Annotated in this window: 10 protein-coding genes; 9 read left to right on the top strand and 1 reads right to left on the bottom strand. The window is 59.3% G+C overall.

The genetic code is table 11. The features are described 5' to 3' along the window. The first annotated feature begins 295 nt into the window (after positions 1–295). On the top strand, positions 296–3,625 hold the full coding sequence (locus A4308_RS19430) for a diguanylate cyclase (RefSeq protein ID WP_014884514.1): 3,330 nt from the start codon (positions 296–298) through the stop codon (positions 3,623–3,625). On the opposite strand, the gene alkA is transcribed toward A4308_RS19430, so the two are convergent. After that, the gene (gene alkA / locus A4308_RS19435) at positions 3,590–4,462 is read right to left on the bottom strand and encodes a DNA-3-methyladenine glycosylase 2 (protein ID WP_023330887.1); all 873 of its coding nucleotides are present in this window, start codon (positions 4,460–4,462) and stop codon (positions 3,590–3,592) included. The two genes, A4308_RS19430 and alkA, sit on opposite strands and share 36 nt — an antisense overlap. A gap of 130 nt (positions 4,463–4,592) precedes the next feature. On the opposite strand from alkA, the gene yegD reads away from it, so the two are divergent. The 8 genes from yegD (at position 4,593) to trhP (ending at position 18,620) form a co-directional block, all read left to right on the top strand. Beyond that, entirely contained in the window at positions 4,593–5,945 is a 1,353-nt protein-coding gene (gene yegD, locus A4308_RS19440) for a molecular chaperone (RefSeq protein ID WP_023330888.1), read from the top strand. Between the two features lie 207 nt (positions 5,946–6,152). Further along, positions 6,153–7,355: an MdtA/MuxA family multidrug efflux RND transporter periplasmic adaptor subunit gene (locus A4308_RS19445; protein ID WP_045281000.1), complete on the top strand. Its 1,203-nt coding sequence runs from the start codon at positions 6,153–6,155 to the stop codon at positions 7,353–7,355. After that, positions 7,355–10,477, top strand: coding sequence for an MdtB/MuxB family multidrug efflux RND transporter permease subunit (locus tag A4308_RS19450; RefSeq protein WP_045135117.1), 3,123 nt, complete (start codon positions 7,355–7,357; stop codon positions 10,475–10,477). Before A4308_RS19445 ends, A4308_RS19450 begins: the two co-directional genes overlap by 1 nt. Beyond that, positions 10,478–13,555, top strand: a complete 3,078-nt coding sequence (gene mdtC, locus A4308_RS19455; RefSeq protein WP_032636049.1) for a multidrug efflux RND transporter permease subunit MdtC — start codon at positions 10,478–10,480, stop codon at positions 13,553–13,555. It abuts the gene before it with no gap. After that, positions 13,556–14,971 (top strand): MFS transporter, encoded by a 1,416-nt coding sequence (locus A4308_RS19460; RefSeq protein WP_014884520.1) that lies wholly within the window; start codon positions 13,556–13,558, stop codon positions 14,969–14,971. It abuts the gene before it with no gap. Further along, positions 14,968–16,371 carry a two-component system sensor histidine kinase BaeS gene (gene baeS / locus A4308_RS19465; protein WP_045280997.1) on the top strand — a complete coding sequence of 468 codons (1,404 nt, stop codon included), beginning with the start codon at positions 14,968–14,970 and terminating at the stop codon, positions 16,369–16,371. The genes A4308_RS19460 and baeS overlap by 4 nt, the downstream gene beginning before the upstream one ends. Beyond that, positions 16,368–17,090 carry a two-component system response regulator BaeR gene (baeR, locus tag A4308_RS19470; RefSeq protein ID WP_014884522.1) on the top strand — a complete coding sequence of 241 codons (723 nt, stop codon included), beginning with the start codon at positions 16,368–16,370 and terminating at the stop codon, positions 17,088–17,090. Before baeS ends, baeR begins: the two co-directional genes overlap by 4 nt. 168 nt (positions 17,091–17,258) lie before the next feature. After that, entirely contained in the window at positions 17,259–18,620 is a 1,362-nt protein-coding gene (gene trhP / locus A4308_RS19475; RefSeq protein ID WP_008500866.1) for a prephenate-dependent tRNA uridine(34) hydroxylase TrhP, read from the top strand. Positions 18,621–18,734 lie beyond the last annotated feature (114 nt).

The raw sequence follows: 18,734 nt of genomic DNA on the forward strand, positions 1-18,734 counted from the left end.
AGCGTCAAACGCGGCAATTATAGGGATTTCGCGGGCGTGATACCAGTCGAAAGCGCAGGTAATGCGAGACAGCCTGTAAAGTTGCGAATTGTTCCCTGAGTGAAATTTTAATGCGCGTTTTTTCAGCGTTTCACAGCGATTTTTTAACCTGTAACTATTTAATAAGTCTATGATGTCAAATTATGAGCAGTCGCCATATGAATTGTAAATTGTTTGTACTAGCATAAACCAAATTATCAAATTCACTCGTACGGACTTCTCTCCTGACGGCACGGCGTCTCTGGATAAAGCGGTAATGAATAAACAATACCAGCGGGTTTTGGTTACCACCCCACATCCTTTATTACGACTTGTCTGTCTGGGCCTGGTCACCTTTATCTTTACCTTATTTTCGCTGGAGCTTACCCGCTTCGGCACCCTGCTGGCGCCGCTCTGGTTCCCCACCGCCATCATGATGGTGGCGTTTTACCGCCACGCGGGAAAAATGTGGCCGGGCATTGCCCTGGCCTGTTCGTTCGGCAATATTCTGGCCTCGTGGATGTTGTTCTCGTGGGGGGCGATTAACCTCACCTACACCGCCATAAATGTGATTGAGGCCGTCGTCGGTGCATTACTACTGCGCAAACTGCTCCCGTGGTATAACCCGCTGCAAAATTTAAGTGACTGGATCCGTCTGGCGATGGGCAGCGCGCTGGTGCCGCCGCTGGTAGGCGGTATTCTGGTGATTTTTCTGGTTCCCGGTCCTGAGCCACTGCGCGATTTCATTGTCTGGGTGTTATCTGAATCCATTGGCGCGCTGGCACTGGTGCCGCTGGGATTACTGTTTAAACCCCACTACCTGCTGCGCCACCGTGATCCGCGATTGCTGCTGGAAACGCTGCTCACAATGGCCGTGACGTTGGCCCTGAGTTGGGCAGCCATCACCTGGCTTCCATGGCCATTTACCTGCGTGATCGTCCTGCTTATGTGGAGCGCCGTGCGCTTACCGCGAATGGAAGCGTTCCTGGTGTTTCTGGTCACCGTGATGGTCGTGTCCCTGATGATTGCCCATAACCCTGAGGCGCTGACCACCCAACACGAAGGGCCGATGATCAACGCGCCCTGGCTGCCGTTCCTGATGCTGCTTCTCCCGGCGAACGTGATGACCATGGTGATGTATGCCTTCCGTGCCGAACGCAAACACATCACTGAAAGCGAAGCGCGTTTTCGTAATGCGATGGAGTATTCCGCCATCGGGATGGCGTTAGTCAGCATTGAGGGGCAGTGGCTACAGGCCAACAAAGCGCTGTGCAATTTCCTCGGTTACAGCCAGTCCGAACTACAGTCACTCACTTTCCAGCAGCTCACCTGGCCGGAAGATTTGCACACCGACCTCGAACAGCTGGAGCAGCTGGTCAACGGCGACATCAACACCTATACCCTTGAAAAGCGCTATTACACGCGCAACGGTGAAGTGGTCTGGGCGCTGCTTGCCGTCTCCGTTGTGCGCCATACCGACGGCTCGCCGCTCTATTTTATCGCCCAGATTGAAGACATTAACGACCTGAAGCAGACCGAGTGGGTCAACAAACGCCTGATGGAGCGCATTACGCTGGCCAACGAAGCGGGCGGCATCGGCATCTGGGAGTGGGATCTGGAGCCTGACATCATCAGCTGGGATAAGCGGATGTTCGAACTGTATGAAATCCCGCCGCACATCAAGCCCACCTGGCAGCTCTGGCACGACACGATGCTGCCGGAAGACCGCGCCCATGCAGAACAGGTTCTGCGGGATTCACTGATCTCACGTCTGCCGTTTAAGCTGGAATTTCGTATCCGCGTGAAGGAAGGCGTGCGCCATATTCGCTCCCTGGCAAACCGGGTGTTGAATAAAGAGGGTGAAGTCGAGCGTTTGCTTGGCATCAACATGGACATGACCGAGGTTAAGCAGCTTAACGAGGCGCTGTTCCAGGAAAAAGAGCGTCTGCATATCACGCTCGACTCCATCGGCGAAGCCGTGCTCTGTACCGATATCGACATGAACGTCACCTTTATGAACCCGGTTGCCGAGAAGATGAGCGGCTGGCTACAAACCGAGGCTATCGGCCAGCCGGTTCTCAAGGTATTACACATCACGTTTGGGGAGCGAGGGCCGCTGATGGAGAACATCCACAGCGGGGATATGTCACGCTCAGATATCGACCAGGACGTGGTGCTGAACTGCCGCACGGGTGGAGCGTTTGACATCCATTACAGCATTACGCCACTCAGCACGCTGGATGGACAAAGTATCGGCTCGGTTATCGTTATTCAGGATGTCACCGAGTCGCGCAAAATGCTGCGTCAGCTGAGTTACAGCGCGTCGCACGATGCCCTGACCCACCTGGCAAACCGGGTCAGCTTTGAAAACCACCTCAAACGACTCCTGCAAACGGTTCGTGAGACGCGGCAGCGTCATGCGCTGGTCTTTATCGATCTGGACCGCTTCAAAGCCGTCAATGATACCGCAGGCCATGCGGCGGGCGATGCCCTGCTGCGGGAACTCTCTTCCATGATGTTAACCATGCTGCGCTCCAGCGATGTGCTGGCGCGTCTGGGGGGTGATGAGTTTGGGCTGTTGCTGCCGGACTGCAATATTGAGAGCGCACGCTATATCACCGGTCGTCTGGTCCATAGCATCAACGACTATCACTTTATGTGGGAAGGCCGCCTGCATCGAATTGGCGCCAGCGCAGGGATCACGCTGATCGATGAACATAACCACCTGGCGTCAGAAGTGATGTCACAGGCAGATATTGCCTGTTATGCCTCGAAAAACAGCGGGCGCGGCATCGTGACGGTTTACGAACCGCAGCAGGAGCGGGATCACAGCACGCGCAGCATGATGTCGCTGGACGAACAATGGCACATGATCAAAGACAATCACCTGATGATGATAGCCCGTAGCGTCGCCTCCCCTCGCATACCGGAGAGCTGTAATTTCTGGCTGATTTCGCTGCGCCTGTGGACCAGCCAGGGCGAAGTCCTGGAGGAACACGCCTTCCGTTCTGGCCTGGCAGAGCCGGAACTGCTGCACGCCCTCGACAGACGCATCTTTAGCGACTTCTTCCGGACATCTGCCGCCAGGATCGCCAGTAAAGGCATGGGGATCGCATTGCCGCTTTCGGCAGCCGGTTTAGCCAGCGTGACGCTGGTCGACGAACTTCTCGATCTTCTTGATAAAAGCCCAATGCCGGGCCGTCTGCTGCATCTGGTGATCCCTGCCGGCGTGGTGTGTGATTCGGATGAGAATCTGCAGCGGGGTTTACAAAAGCTTCGCCAGGCGGGCTGCCGCGTGATCCTCAGCCAGATAGGCCGCGACATGGACATTTTCACCCACCTGAGTCCGAACATGGCCGATTACCTGATGCTGGATGCCGAAGTCGTGAGCAACGTCTATGGCAACCTGATGGATGAGATGATGGTGACCATCGTTCAGGGCCATGCCCAGCGTCTGGGGATGAGAACCATCGCAGGCCCCTGCAACCAGCCCATCATGATGGATACGCTTTCCGGCATTGGCATTGATTTTATCTATGGTGACACCATCGCCGAGCCGCAGCCGCTGGATCTACTGCTCAACACCAGTTATTTCGCCATCAACTGACGGCGCCCAGCCGTCGGTATACCAGATGTGCAGCAGCGCGTAGGAACGCCACGGCTGCCAGCGCTCGGCATAGCGACGAATTTGCGCAGGCGTCATCCCGGCGAAACGTTGCTTAATCAGATAATCATCAGGAAGAAACACATCTTTCGCCTGCCAGCCGCGAAGGGCGAGGTAATTTGCCGTCCAGCGGCCAATACCCGGCCGTTGTTGTAACGCCTTCATGCCTGCCTCAACGTCCTCAGGCGGCGTGAGCGGAAACGTCCCGTCGACGACCGACTGTGCCAGATGAATCAGCGATTCCGCGCGTTTGACCGGCATCCCGAGCGCTTTGAGCGCCAGCGGGTCGGCAGCCGCCAGGGCTTGTGGGGAGGGAAAGCAGACATAGCCCGGCGCATCCTTGACCGGCTCACCGCACAGGGCGACAACGCGTGAAGCCAGTTTAGCCGCCATCGCCACGCTGACCAGTTGACCCAGAATGGCCCGCACGCCCTGTTCGTAGGCATCCATCGCCCCGGGCAAACGCAGGCCTGGCCGCGCGGCGCCGAGATCGCCCAAAGTCCGGTGGACGTCCTGCGGATCGCAGGCAAGATCGAACAGACGCCCGATACGCTCAAGGCAAAGTCCGGCCACCGGCGTTAACCCCGGGCTGAGCGTGACCTGTAGCGTATGGGTTTGCGTGTCCGGCGTAACGCGGAAGATCCCCTGATGCCCTTCACAGGCAAAACTGCGCTCGTAATAGCTTTCCGTGACCGTCTCAACCCCCGCCACCGCACGGGCGCCAAGAAAGCCAAACATCCATTGCCAGTCGTAAGGGGGGTGCCAGGTCAGGGTATGCATTGTCGCTCCTTTTTTGTTCCCCTCAGGATAAACTGAAAAAGCGTGTTACGTCTTGCTTTCATATTCCTGTTGTCGCCGGACAGGCATTCCGCTAAAGTCTCGCCCCTTCTCACTGGCATGGGGATTTATTGTGTTTATCGGATTCGACTACGGTACGGCAAACTGCTCGGTTGCAATTATGCAAAACGGGCAACCACAGCTCCTGAAAATGGAAAAAGAGAGCACGCTGCTGCCGTCAATGCTCTGCGCGCCGACGCGTGAAGCGGTGAGCGAGTGGCTGTTCCGCCACCATCAGGTTCCGGCGACTGCGGCAGAAACTCAGGCGCTGCTGCGCCGGGCAGTGAGCTTTAACCGCGAGGAAGATATCGACGTTACGCCTTCCAGCGTGCAGTTCGGCCTCTCTTCACTCGGGCATTACATTGAAGACCCGGAAGAGGTCTACTTTGTTAAATCGCCAAAATCTTTCCTCGGGGCCAGCGGCCTCAAGCCGCAGCAGGTGGCGGTGTTTGAAGACCTGGTATGCGCCATGATGCTGCATATCCGTCATCAGGCGCAGACGCAGGTCCCCGAGACGATTACCCAGGCCGTGATTGGCCGCCCGATCAACTTCCAGGGGCTGGGCGGCGATGAGGCTAACCAGCAGGCGCAGGGGATCCTTGAGCGCGCGGCGCACCGGGCAGGCTTTCGCGACGTGGTGTTCCAGTATGAGCCAGTTGCGGCGGGGCTGGACTTTGAGGCCACGTTGACGGAAGAAAAACGGGTGCTGGTCGTGGATATCGGCGGGGGTACAACGGACTGCTCGCTGCTGCTGATGGGGCCGCAGTGGCATCACCGCCGCGACCGTGAAAATAGCCTGCTGGGGCACAGCGGCTGCCGCGTGGGCGGTAACGATCTGGATATCGCCCTGGCATTTAAGAGCCTGATGCCGCTGCTCGGCATGGGCGGGCAAACGGAAAAAGGCATCGCCCTGCCGATCCTGCCGTGGTGGAACGCGATTGCCATCAACGACGTCCCGGCGCAGAGTGATTTTTACAGTACCGCCAACGGCCGCTTCCTGAATGACCTGATGCGTGACGCGCAGGACGCCGATAAAGTCGCCCTGCTGTATAAAGTGTGGCGTCAGCGCCTGAGCTACCGCGTGGTACGCACCGCCGAAGAGAGCAAAATTGCCCTTTCAAACCGCGCTGAACATGCGGTGTCCTTGCCATTTATCAGCGACGATCTGGCCACGGCGATTTCACAGGAGGGGCTGGAGACCGCGCTCGCGCAGCCGCTACAGCGCATACTGGAACAGGTGCAACTCGCGCTGGAGAACGGCAAGGAGAAGCCGGACGTCATCTACCTGACCGGGGGAAGCGCCCGTTCACCGCTGATCAAAAAAGCGCTGGCGGAACAGTTGCCGGGTATTCCGGTTGCCGGTGGCGATGACTTTGGCTCCGTTACCGCGGGGCTGGCGCGCTGGGCGCAGGTGATGTTTAGCTAGTGCCGCTGTGCCGGGTGGCGGCTTCGCCTTACCCGGCCTACAAAACCCTCGAACCGTAGGCCGGGTAAGCGAAGCGCCACCCGGCGAAAAAAAGCACCACACTCAGACAATTCCAGACAGTCTTCCATATTTCCTCCATTTTTCCGCTGTGTTGCCTGACTAAACTAGTATCATTCCCCGAAGTATTCAGGATGAGAACGTATAACGATGAAAGGCCGTAATAAATCCCGCTGGGCAATCGCCGCTGGCATCATTGTGGTGGCACTTGCCGCCGCCTGGTACTGGCACAGCCAATCCGCAAACTCTGGCGCACCCGCCGGTGCCAACAGCGCATCACAGCGCCCGGCAGGTGGCGGCCGTCACGGTATGCGAGGCGGTGCGCTGGCGCCGGTTCAGGCAGCCACGGCGGTGAGTAAAGCCGTTCCGCGTTATCTGACGGGGCTCGGAACCATTACCGCCGCTAACACCGCCACGGTGCGTAGCCGCGTCGATGGTCAGCTCATTGCGATCCACTTCCAGGAAGGTCAGCAGGTTAAGGCCGGTGACTTACTGGCGGAGATCGACCCAAGCCAGTTTAAGGTGGCCCTCGCCCAGGCGCAGGGACAGCTCGCGAAAGACAAAGCCACCCTTGCCAACGCCCGGCGTGATTTAGCGCGCTATCAGCAGCTGGTAAAAACCAATCTGGTCTCCCGCCAGGAGCTGGACACACAGCAGTCGCTGGTCGGCGAAACGCAGGGCACCATCAAAGCCGACGAAGCCGCCGTGGCCAGTGCCCAGTTGCAGCTCGACTGGAGCCGCATCACCGCACCGATTGACGGGCGGGTTGGTCTGAAGCAGGTCGATATCGGCAACCAAATCTCCAGCGGAGATACCACGGGCATCGTGGTGATCACCCAGACTCACCCGATTGATTTAGTCTTTACCCTGCCGGAAAGCGACATTGCGACGGTCATTCAGGCGCAAAAAGCCGGGAAAGGCCTGGTGGTGGAAGCCTGGGACCGCACCAATAAACAGAAGCTCAGCGAAGGTAGCCTGCTCAGCCTGGATAACCAGATCGACACCACGACCGGTACCATTAAGCTGAAGGCCCGCTTTAACAACCAGGACGATGCCCTCTTCCCGAACCAGTTCGTCAACGCGCGAATGCTGGTCGCGACCGAAGAGAACGCGGTGGTGATCCCCACCGCCGCGCTGCAGATGGGTAACGAAGGCAACTTTGTCTGGGTACTGAACAGTGAAAACAAAGTCAGTAAGCATCTGGTGAAAACCGGGATTCAGGACAGTCAGACGGTGGTAATCAGCGCCGGGCTTTCCGCTGGCGACCGCGTGGTCACCGACGGTATCGACCGTCTGACCGAAGGGGCGAAAGTGGAAGTGGTTGAACCTGCGAAACAGGGAGCGGCCTCCTGATGCAGGTTATGCCTCCCGTCGCTACAGGTGGGCCGTCACGCCTGTTTATCCTCCGTCCTGTCGCCACCACGCTGCTGATGGTGGCGATCCTGCTGGCCGGGATTATCGGCTACCGCTTCCTGCCCGTCTCGGCGCTGCCGGAAGTGGATTACCCCACCATTCAGGTGGTGACGCTTTATCCCGGCGCCAGCCCTGACGTGGTGACGTCCGCCATTACCGCCCCGCTGGAGCGCCAGTTTGGGCAGATGTCGGGCCTGAAGCAGATGTCCTCCCAAAGCTCCGGCGGGGCCTCTGTCGTGACGCTACAGTTCCAGCTGACGCTGTCGCTGGATGTCGCCGAGCAGGAAGTTCAGGCCGCCATCAATGCGGCCACCAACCTGCTGCCGTCGGACCTGCCTAACCCGCCGGTCTACAGCAAAGTAAACCCGGCGGATCCGCCGATCATGACGCTTGCCGTCACCTCCTCCGCCATGCCAATGACGCAGGTGGAAGACATGGTCGAGACCCGCGTGGCGCAAAAGATTTCTCAGGTCTCAGGCGTCGGTCTCGTCACGCTGGCGGGCGGGCAGCGCCCGGCGGTGCGCGTTAAGCTTAATGCGCAGGCGATTGCCGCACTGGGGCTGACCAGTGAAACCATCCGCACCGCCATCAGCAGCGCCAACGTTAATTCGGCAAAAGGCTCGCTGGACGGCCCAACCCGCGCCGTCACGCTCTCTGCCAACGATCAGATGCAGTCCGCGGATGAATACCGTCAGCTGATTATTGCTTACCAGAACGGCGCCCCGGTGCGTCTGGGCGATGTGGCGACGGTGGAGCAAGGGGCGGAGAATAGCTGGCTTGGCGCATGGGCGAACAAGCAGCAGGCGATCGTAATGAACGTCCAGCGCCAGCCGGGCGCCAACATCATCGAAACCGCCGACAGCATTCGCACCATGCTGCCGCAGCTGATCGAAAGCCTGCCGAAGTCGGTCAGCGTGAAGGTGCTTTCCGACCGCACCACGAACATTCGCGCGTCGGTCACCGATACTCAGTTCGAACTGATGCTGGCGATTGCCCTGGTCGTGATGATTATCTACCTGTTCCTGCGCAACGTCCCGGCAACCATTATTCCCGCCGTCGCCGTGCCGCTCTCGCTGGTTGGCACGTTTGCGGTGATGGTGTTCCTCGATTTTTCAATCAACAACCTGACGCTAATGGCGCTCACCATCGCCACCGGCTTCGTGGTGGACGACGCCATCGTGGTTATCGAGAACATCTCGCGCTATATCGAGAAAGGCGAAAAACCGCTGGCGGCGGCGCTGAAAGGGGCGGGTGAGATCGGCTTTACCATTATCTCGCTGACCTTCTCCCTGATTGCCGTGCTGATCCCGCTGCTGTTTATGGGCGATATCGTCGGGCGACTGTTCCGCGAGTTTGCCGTCACGCTGGCGGTGGCCATTTTGATCTCCGCCGTGGTGTCATTGACCCTGACGCCGATGATGTGCGCCCGGATGCTGAGCCACGCGTCCCTGCGCAAGCAAAACCGCTTCTCGCTCGCCTCCGAGCGGATGTTCGAACGGATCATTGCGGCGTATGGTCGCGTGCTGGCCAAAGTGCTGAACCATCCATGGGCCACGCTCGGCGTGGCGCTTGGCACGCTGGCGCTCAGCGTGATGCTGTGGATTTTTATCCCGAAAGGCTTCTTCCCGATTCAGGACAACGGCATTATTCAGGGAACCCTGCAGGCACCGCAGTCGGTCTCCTTCGCCAATATGGCGCAGCGTCAGCAGCAGGTGTCTGAGATCGTCATGAAAGACCCGGCGGTAGAGAGCCTGACGTCCTACGTTGGCGTCGACGGCACCAACCCGTCGCTGAACAGCGCCCGTCTGCAGATCAACCTCAAACCGCTGGATGAGCGTGACGATCGCGTCAATGCCGTTATTGAACGGCTGCAAAGCGCCGTCGCTCGCGTCCCGGGCGTGGAGCTTTATCTGCAACCGATACAGGATTTGACCATTGATACCCAGGTCAGCCGCACGCAGTACCAGTTTACGCTGCAGGCCACCACGCTGGATGCCCTCAGCACCTGGGTGCCGCAGCTGGTCAATAAGCTAAAAACCCTGCCGCAACTTAACGATGTAAGCAGCGACTGGCAGGACAAAGGGCTGGCCGCCTATGTGAACGTCAACCGCGACACGGCAAGCCGTCTCGGCATTACCATGGCGGACGTGGATAACGCCCTGTATAACGCGTTTGGGCAGCGACTGATCTCCACCATCTACACCCAGGCGAATCAATACCGCGTGGTACTGGAGCACAACACGGAAAATACTCCCGGTCTGGCCGGGCTGGATTCGGTGCGCCTGACCAGCAAAGACGGGGGGATTGTGCCGTTAAGCGCTATCGCCACGGTGGAAGAGCGCTATACCCCGCTGTCGATTAACCACCTGGATCAGTTCCCGTCCACCACGATTTCCTTCAACGTGTCGGACAATTATTCGCTCGGCGAAGCGGTGGAGGCGATCCAGGCGGCTGAAAAAGCGCTCAGCTTCCCGTCCGATATTCAGACCCAGTTCCAGGGCAGCACGCTGGCGTTCCAGGCCGCACTGGGCAACACCATCTGGCTGATTGTCGCCGCCGTCGTGGCAATGTACATCGTGCTCGGCGTGCTGTACGAAAGCTTTATCCACCCGATCACCATCCTCTCTACCCTGCCGACGGCAGGCGTGGGGGCGCTGCTGGCATTAATGCTGGCGGGAAGCGAGCTGGACGTGATTGCCATTATCGGCATCATCCTGTTAATTGGGATCGTGAAGAAAAACGCCATCATGATGATCGACTTTGCGCTGGCCGCCGAACGTGAGCAGGGCATGTCGCCGCGTGAGGCCATCTTCCAGGCTTGTCTGCTGCGTTTTCGTCCGATCCTGATGACCACGCTGGCGGCCCTGCTTGGCGCACTGCCGCTGATGCTCAGCACCGGTGTCGGCGCGGAGCTGCGCCGCCCGCTGGGAATAGGCATGGTCGGCGGTCTGCTGGTGAGCCAGGTATTGACCCTGTTCACCACACCGGTGATTTATCTGCTGTTTGACCGTCTGGCGCTGTGGACGAAAAGCCGCTTCCCGAAACGTGAAGAGGAGGCGTAAGTGAAGTTTTTCGCCCTCTTCATTTATCGCCCGGTGGCGACGATATTAATCTCGCTCGCCATCACCCTCTGCGGCGTGCTCGGTTTCCGGCTACTGCCGGTGGCTCCCCTGCCGCAGGTGGATTTCCCGGTGATCATGGTCAGCGCCTCGCTGCCGGGCGCCTCACCGGAAACCATGGCGTCATCCGTCGCCACGCCGCTGGAGCGCTCGCTCGGGCGGATTGCCGGGGTCAACGAGATGACCTCCAGCAGTTCGCTCGGCAGTACGCGCATCATTCTGGAGTTCAGCTTCGACCGGGATATTAACGGCGCAGCGCGCGACGTGCAGGCCGCCATCAACGCCGCGCAAAGCCTGCTGCCGAGCGGGATGCCGAGCCGCCCGACCTACCGCAAGGCCAACCCGTCCGATGCGCCGATCATGATCCTGACGCTGACCTCCGATACCTATTCTCAGGGGCAGCTTTACGACTTTGCGTCCACCCAACTGGCGCAGACGATCTCACAGATTAACGGCGTCGGTGACGTGAGCGTCGGCGGGAGCTCCCTGCCCGCCGTGCGCGTGGGATTAAACCCGCAGGCGCTGTTCAATCAGGGCGTGTCGCTGGACGATGTGCGATCCGCCATCAGCAACGCCAACGTGCGCAAACCGCAAGGGGCGGTTGAGGACAGCAGCCACCGCTGGCAGATCCACACCAACGACGAGCTGAAAACTGCAGCTGAATATCAGCCGTTGATTATTCACTACAACAACGGCGCGGCGGTACGCTTAAGCGATGTCGCCAGCGTGACGGACTCCGTGCAGGACGTACGCAACGCCGGGATGACCAACGCCAAACCGGCTATCCTGCTGATGATTCGTAAGCTGCCGGAAGCGAACATTATTGAGACGGTGAACAGCATTCGCGCCCGCCTCCCGGAGCTGCAGGAGACTATCCCGGCCGCGATCGATCTGCAAATTGCCCAGGATCGTTCCCCGACCATTCGCGCCTCGCTTGAGGAGGTGGAGCAGACGCTGGTGATCTCCGTCGCACTGGTGATCCTGGTGGTATTCCTGTTCCTGCGCTCCGGTCGGGCGACGCTGATCCCGGCGGTGGCCGTGCCGGTGTCGCTTATTGGCACCTTTGCCGCCATGTACCTGTGCGGGTTTAGCCTCAATAACCTGTCGCTGATGGCCCTGACCATTGCGACGGGTTTTGTGGTGGATGACGCTATCGTGGTGCTGGAGAACATTTCCCGCCATCTGGAAGCGGGCGTGAAGCCGCTTCAGGCCGCACTGCAGGGGACGCGCGAGGTGGGCTTTACGGTGCTCTCCATGAGCCTGTCCCTGGTGGCGGTGTTCCTGCCGCTGCTGCTGATGGGCGGCCTGCCGGGTCGGCTGTTGCGGGAGTTTGCCGTCACGCTTTCGGTCGCCATCGGCATCTCGCTGCTGATTTCGCTGACGCTCACGCCGATGATGTGCGGGTGGATGCTCAAGCGCAGCAAGCCGCACTCCCAGCCGCGTCGCAAAGGCTTTGGCCGTTTCCTGATGGCGATGCAGGAAGGCTATGGCAAATCGCTGAAGTGGGTGCTCAACCATACCCGGCTTGTCGGCCTGGTGCTCATCGGCACCATTGTGCTCAACGTCTGGATGTATATCACCATCCCGAAAACCTTCTTCCCGGAGCAAGATACCGGCGTGCTGATGGGCGGCATTCAGGCGGACCAGAGCATTTCGTTCCAGGCGATGCGCGGCAAGCTGCAGGACTTTATGAAGATCATTCGTGAAGACAACGCCGTGGATAACGTCACCGGCTTTACCGGCGGATCGCGCGTCAACAGCGGGATGATGTTTATCACCCTCAAACCGCGCAGCGAGCGCAATGAAACCGCCCAGCAGGTGATCGACCGCCTGCGGGTCAAGCTCGCCAAAGAGCCGGGGGCCAACCTGTTTTTGATGGCCGTTCAGGATATCCGCGTCGGCGGGCGTCAGGCTAACGCCAGCTATCAGTACACGCTGCTCTCGGATGATTTGGCCGCCCTGCGCGAGTGGGAACCGAAGATCCGCAAGGCGCTGGCCGCCCTTCCAGAGCTGGCGGACGTGAACTCCGATCAGCAGGACAACGGCGCCGAGATGGCCCTGACCTACGACCGCGAAACCATGTCGCGGCTGGGCATCAACGTTGAGGCCGCCAACAGCCTGCTAAACAACGCCTTCGGCCAGCGCGAGATCTCGACCATCTACCAGCCGATGAACCAGTACAAGGTGGTGATGGAGGTGGATCCGCGTTATACACAGGACATCAGCGCCCTGGACAAAATGTTTGTGATTAACAACGACGGCAAGGCGATACCGCTCTCCTACTTTGCCAGCTGGCAGCCAGCCAACGCGCCGCTGTCGGTAAACCACCAGGGGCTGTCAGCGGCGTCGACCATCTCCTTCAACCTCCCCGCCGGTTCGTCGCTTTCCGAAGCCAGCGATGCGATCAACCGTGCGATGACGCAGCTCGGCGTGCCGTCCACCGTGCGCGGCAGTTTTGCCGGCACCGCGCAGGTGTTCCAGGAGACGATGAACTCGCAGGTGATTTTGATTCTGGCCGCCATCGCCACGGTCTACATTGTGCTGGGTATCCTGTATGAGAGCTACGTTCACCCGCTGACTATTCTCTCGACGCTACCCTCCGCGGGCGTGGGGGCACTGCTGGCGCTTGAGCTGTTTGGTGCGCCATTCAGCCTTATCGCGCTCATCGGGATCATGCTATTGATCGGTATTGTGAAGAAAAACGCGATTATGATGGTCGACTTCGCGCTGGACGCCCAGCGTAATGGCAATCTCTCCCCGGAAGAGGCGATCTTCCAGGCGTGCCTGCTGCGTTTTCGTCCGATCATGATGACCACCCTGGCGGCACTGTTTGGTGCGTTGCCGCTGGTTGTCTCGGGCGGCGACGGGTCTGAACTGCGCCAGCCGCTGGGGATCACCATTGTCGGCGGCCTGGTGATGAGCCAGCTGCTGACGCTGTACACCACGCCGGTGGTCTATCTGTTCTTCGATCGCCTGCGGCTGCGTTTTTCGCGTAAAAACAGATCCACGGTGACCGAGTAAATGACCGACCTCCCCGCTAACGTTCGCTGGCAGTTATGGATAGTCGCCTTCGGCTTCTTTATGCAGTCGCTGGACACGACCATCGTCAATACTGCCCTCCCCTCCATGGCGAAAAGCCTGGGGGAGAGCCCGCTGCATATGCATATGGTGATTGTCGCCTACGTGCTGACGGTTGCCGTCATGCTGCCTGCCAGCGGCTGGCTGGCGGACAAAGTGGGCGTGCGAAATATCTTCTTTACCGCCATCGTGCTGTTCACCACCGGCTCGCTGTTTTGCGCTCAGGCCAGTACCCTCGACCAGCTGGTCATGGCGCGCGTGCTGCAGGGCGTTGGCGGGGCGATGATGGTGCCCGTCGGGCGGTTAACGGTGATGAAGATTGTCCCGCGCGAGCAGTACATGGCGGCGATGACCTTTGTCACCCTGCCCGGCCAGGTGGGGCCGCTGCTGGGCCCGGCGCTGGGCGGGATGCTGGTGGAATACGCCTCGTGGCACTGGATTTTCTTAATCAACCTGCCGGTGGGCATCATCGGCGCGATTGCCACCCTGGCGCTGATGCCGAACTACACAATGCAGACGCGTCGCTTCGATTTCTTCGGTTTCATTCTGCTGGCAGCGGGCATGGCCACGCTCACCCTGGCGCTCGACGGACAAAAGGGGCTGGGGATCTCTTCCCTCATGCTCGGTGTTCTGGTCGCCCTCGGCATCACCGCGATTCTGTGGTACCTGTGGCATGCCAGAGGAAACGATCGGGCCTTGTTCAGCCTGAATTTGTTTAAAAACCCGACCTACCGTCTGGGACTGCTGGGAAGTTTTGCCGGACGTATTGGCAGCGGCATGTTGCCGTTCATGACCCCCGTTTTTCTGCAAATCGGGATGGGATTTTCACCGTTTCACGCGGGCCTGATGATGATCCCGATGGTGCTCGGCAGCATGGGCATGAAGCGCATCGTAGTGCAGGTGGTGAACCGCTTTGGCTATCGTCACGTGCTGGTGGCCGCCACGCTGGGGCTGGCGCTGGTCAGCCTGCTGTTCATGGCCGTGGCGTTAATGGGCTGGTTCTACGTTCTGCCGCTGGTCCTGTTCTGCCAGGGGATCATCAACTCCATGCGTTTCTCGTCGATGAATACCCTGACGCTGAAAGATCTGCCGGACGAACTGGCGAGCAGCGGCAACAGCCTGCTGTCGATGATCATGCAGCTCTCCATGAGCGTGGGGGTGACGATCGCCGGACTGCTGCTCGGCATGTACGGCCAGCACCATCTCAGCGTCGATACGCCGGTGGCGCATCAGATCTTTTTATATACGTATCTCAGCATGGCGGTCATCATCGCCCTGCCCGCATTCATCTTCGCCAGAGTGCCGGATGATACCAGCAAGAACGTCGTGATTAGGCGCGGCAAAAGGAGTGGCTCATGAAATTCTGGCGACCGGGAATTACCGGCAAGCTCTTTGTGGCGATCTTCGCCACCTGTATCGTCCTGCTGATCACCATGCACTGGGCCGTGCGGGTCAGCTTTGAGCGCGGTTTTATTGATTACATTAAGCACGGCAACGAGCAGCGTCTGCAGGGCTTAAGCGATGCGCTGGGCGAGCAGTACGCCCAGCACGGCAACTGGCGTTTTCTGCGCAACAATGACCGATTTATTTTCCAGATCCTGCGCTCGCTGGAGCACGATACCGGGGACGATCGTCCCGGCCCGGGCATGCCGCCGCACGGCTGGCGCACCCAGTTTTGGGTCATTGACCAGGAGATGCGCACGCTGGTTGGCCCGCGCGCACCGATTCCGCCGGACGGTACCCGGCGGGCGATTAAGGTCAATAACGCCACCGTCGGCTGGGTTATCGCCTCCCCGGTGGAGCGCCTGACGCGCAACACCGACATCAACTTTGACCGCCAGCAGCGCCGGACCAGTTGGCTGATTGTCGCCCTCTCCACCCTGCTCGCCGCGCTCGCCACCTTCCCGCTGGCGCGCGGTCTGCTCGCCCCGGTAAAGCGGCTGGTGGAAGGGACGCACAAGCTGGCCGCCGGGGATTTCACCACCCGCGTCGATACCCGTAGCCAGGACGAACTCGGCCGGCTGGCGCAGGACTTTAACCAGCTCGCCAGCACGCTGGAGAAAAACCAGCAGATGCGACGCGACTTTATGGCCGATATTTCTCACGAACTGCGCACGCCGCTGGCGGTCCTGCGCGGCGAGCTGGAAGCCATTCAGGACGGCGTGCGTCAGTTTACGCCTGAATCGGTGGCCTCTTTGCAGGCGGAAGTGGGCACACTCACCAAGCTGGTGGATGACCTCCATCAGCTCTCTATGTCCGACGAAGGTGCACTGGCCTACCAGAAGGCGCCGGTTGATGTGATTAACGTGCTTGAAGTTGCCAGCGGCGCCTTCCGGGAACGGTTTGCCAGCCGCAACCTGAAGATAGATCTCTCCCTGCCGGACAGCGCGGTGGTGTTTGGCGACAAAGACCGTCTGATGCAGCTCTTCAATAATCTGCTGGAAAACAGCCTGCGCTATACCGACAGCGGCGCCGGGCTGCATATCTCCGGCAGACAGGAAAACGGGCGCTTTGCCCTCACCTTCGCCGATTCCGCTCCAGGGGTGCAGGATGCGCAGCTGGACAAGCTGTTCGAACGTTTTTACCGGACCGAAGGCTCCCGCAACCGCGCCAGCGGCGGATCCGGCCTGGGGCTGGCGATTTGCGTTAACATCGTCGAGGCGCATAATGGAACGATCCGCGCCGCCCATTCGCCTTTTGGCGGGGTTAGCATTACAGTAGAGTTACCTCTGGAACGGGATTTATCGAGAGAAGCATGACCGAGTTACCGATTGACGAAAACACGCCACGTATTTTGATTGTCGAAGACGAACCCAAGCTGGGGCAACTGCTGATCGACTATTTACGCGCGGCCAGCTATGCCCCGTCACTGATAAGCCACGGCGACCAGGTATTGGCGTACGTGCGCCAGACGCCGCCGGACCTGATCCTGCTGGACCTGATGCTACCCGGTACCGATGGCCTGACCCTGTGCCGGGAAATTCGTCGCTTCTCCGACGTGCCGATCGTCATGGTCACCGCCAAAATTGAAGAGATTGACCGCCTGCTGGGCCTCGAAATCGGCGCGGACGATTACATCTGTAAACCCTACAGCCCGCGTGAAGTGGTCGCCCGGGTGAAAACCATTCTGCGCCGCTGCAAACCGCAGCGCGAACTACAGGTGCTGGATGCACAAAGCCCGCTGATTGTCGACGAAAGCCGTTTCCAGGCAAGCTGGCGCAGTAAGCTGCTGGACCTGACGCCTGCCGAATTCCGCCTGCTGAAAACCCTCTCTCATGAGCCCGGGAAGGTATTTTCCCGAGAACAGCTGCTGAACCATCTGTACGATGATTACCGCGTGGTGACTGACCGCACCATCGACAGCCACATCAAAAACCTGCGCCGCAAGCTGGAGGCGCTGGACGCCGAGCAGTCGTTTATCCGCGCGGTGTACGGCGTGGGGTACCGCTGGGAAGCGGATGCGTGCAGGATAGCCTAGTCAGCCGCGGGTCAACGTAAGCCGGGTAAGGCGAAGCCGCCACCCGGCACAATCACTTTACCTCCCTGACCCTCAGCGCTACAATGCCCGCCCTTAAAGTGGGGGATCTCCCCTTACCGCTGCACCTGGTGCATGCGGATCTGACCTGTCATCAGAACGAGAACAAACATGTTTAAACCGGAACTCCTTTCCCCGGCGGGAACGCTGCAAAATATGCGTTACGCTTTCGCCTATGGTGCCGACGCCGTTTACGCGGGCCAGCCTCGCTACTCGCTGCGCGTGCGTAACAACGAATTCAACCACGAGAACCTGCAGCTCGGCATCAACGAAGCGCATGCCCTTGGCAAAAAATTCTACGTGGTGGTCAACATCGCGCCGCACAACGCCAAGCTGAAGACGTTCATCCGTGACCTGAAGCCGGTGGTGGATATGGGGCCGGACGCGCTGATCATGTCGGACCCGGGTTTAATCATGCTGGTTCGGGAGAACTTCCCGGAGATGGATATTCACCTCTCGGTACAGGCTAACGCCGTCAACTGGGCGACGGTGAAGTTCTGGAAGCAGATGGGGCTGACCCGCGTTATCCTGTCTCGCGAATTGTCCCTTGAAGAGATCGAAGAGATCCGCACTCAGGTGCCGGATATGGAGATCGAAATCTTCGTTCACGGCGCGCTGTGCATGGCCTACTCCGGCCGCTGCCTGCTTTCCGGCTATATCAACAAGCGCGACCCGAACCAGGGTACCTGCACCAACGCCTGCCGCTGGGAATACAACGTCCAGGAAGGCAAAGAGGACGACATCGGCAACATTGTCCACAAACATGAGCCGATCCCGGTGACCAACGTTGAGCCGACGCTGGGCATCGGCGCACCAACCGACAGCGTGTTTATGATTGAAGAAGCCAAACGTCCGGGCGAGTACATGACCGCCTTTGAAGACGAACACGGCACCTACATTATGAACTCGAAAGATCTGCGTGCTATCGCCCACGTTGAGCGCCTGACCCAGATGGGTGTGCACTCCCTGAAGATCGAAGGCCGCACCAAATCCTACTACTACTGCGCGCGTACCGCGCAGGTCTACCGCAAGGCCATCGACGATGCGGCAGCCGGTAAACCGTTCGATACCAGCCTGCTGGAAACCCTGGAGGGTCTGGCGCACCGCGGCTATACCGAAGGCTTCCTGCGTCGTCACACTCACGATGACTACCAGAACTATGAGCACGGCTACTCCGTTTCCGAGCGCCAGCAGTTTGTCGGTGACTTCACCGGCGAGCGTAAGGGCGCACTGGCGGCCGTGGCGGTGAAAAATAAGTTCACCAAAGGCGACAGCCTGGAGCTGATGACCCCGCAGGGCAATATGAACTTCACGCTGGAGCATCTGGAAAACGGTAAAGGCGAAGCGATTGAGGTTGCCCCGGGTGACGGTCATACCGTCTGGCTGCCGGTTCCGGAAGAGGTGGAGCTGAAATTCGCGCTGCTGATGCGTAATTTCAACGGTGAAAGCACCCGAAACCCACACGGTAAATAGTTAATCAGGGGAATTTTTTCACGGTGGGATAATTCTTAGAATCGGATCACATACCGCTTCGTTCAATACGGGTATTATCCCCCCGCTGAAAAACATAACCCATAAATGCTAGCT

Origin of the sequence: Enterobacter sp. ODB01 (assembly GCF_001623605.1) — a bacterium.
GTDB classification, from domain to species: Bacteria; Pseudomonadota; Gammaproteobacteria; order Enterobacterales; family Enterobacteriaceae; genus Enterobacter; species Enterobacter kobei.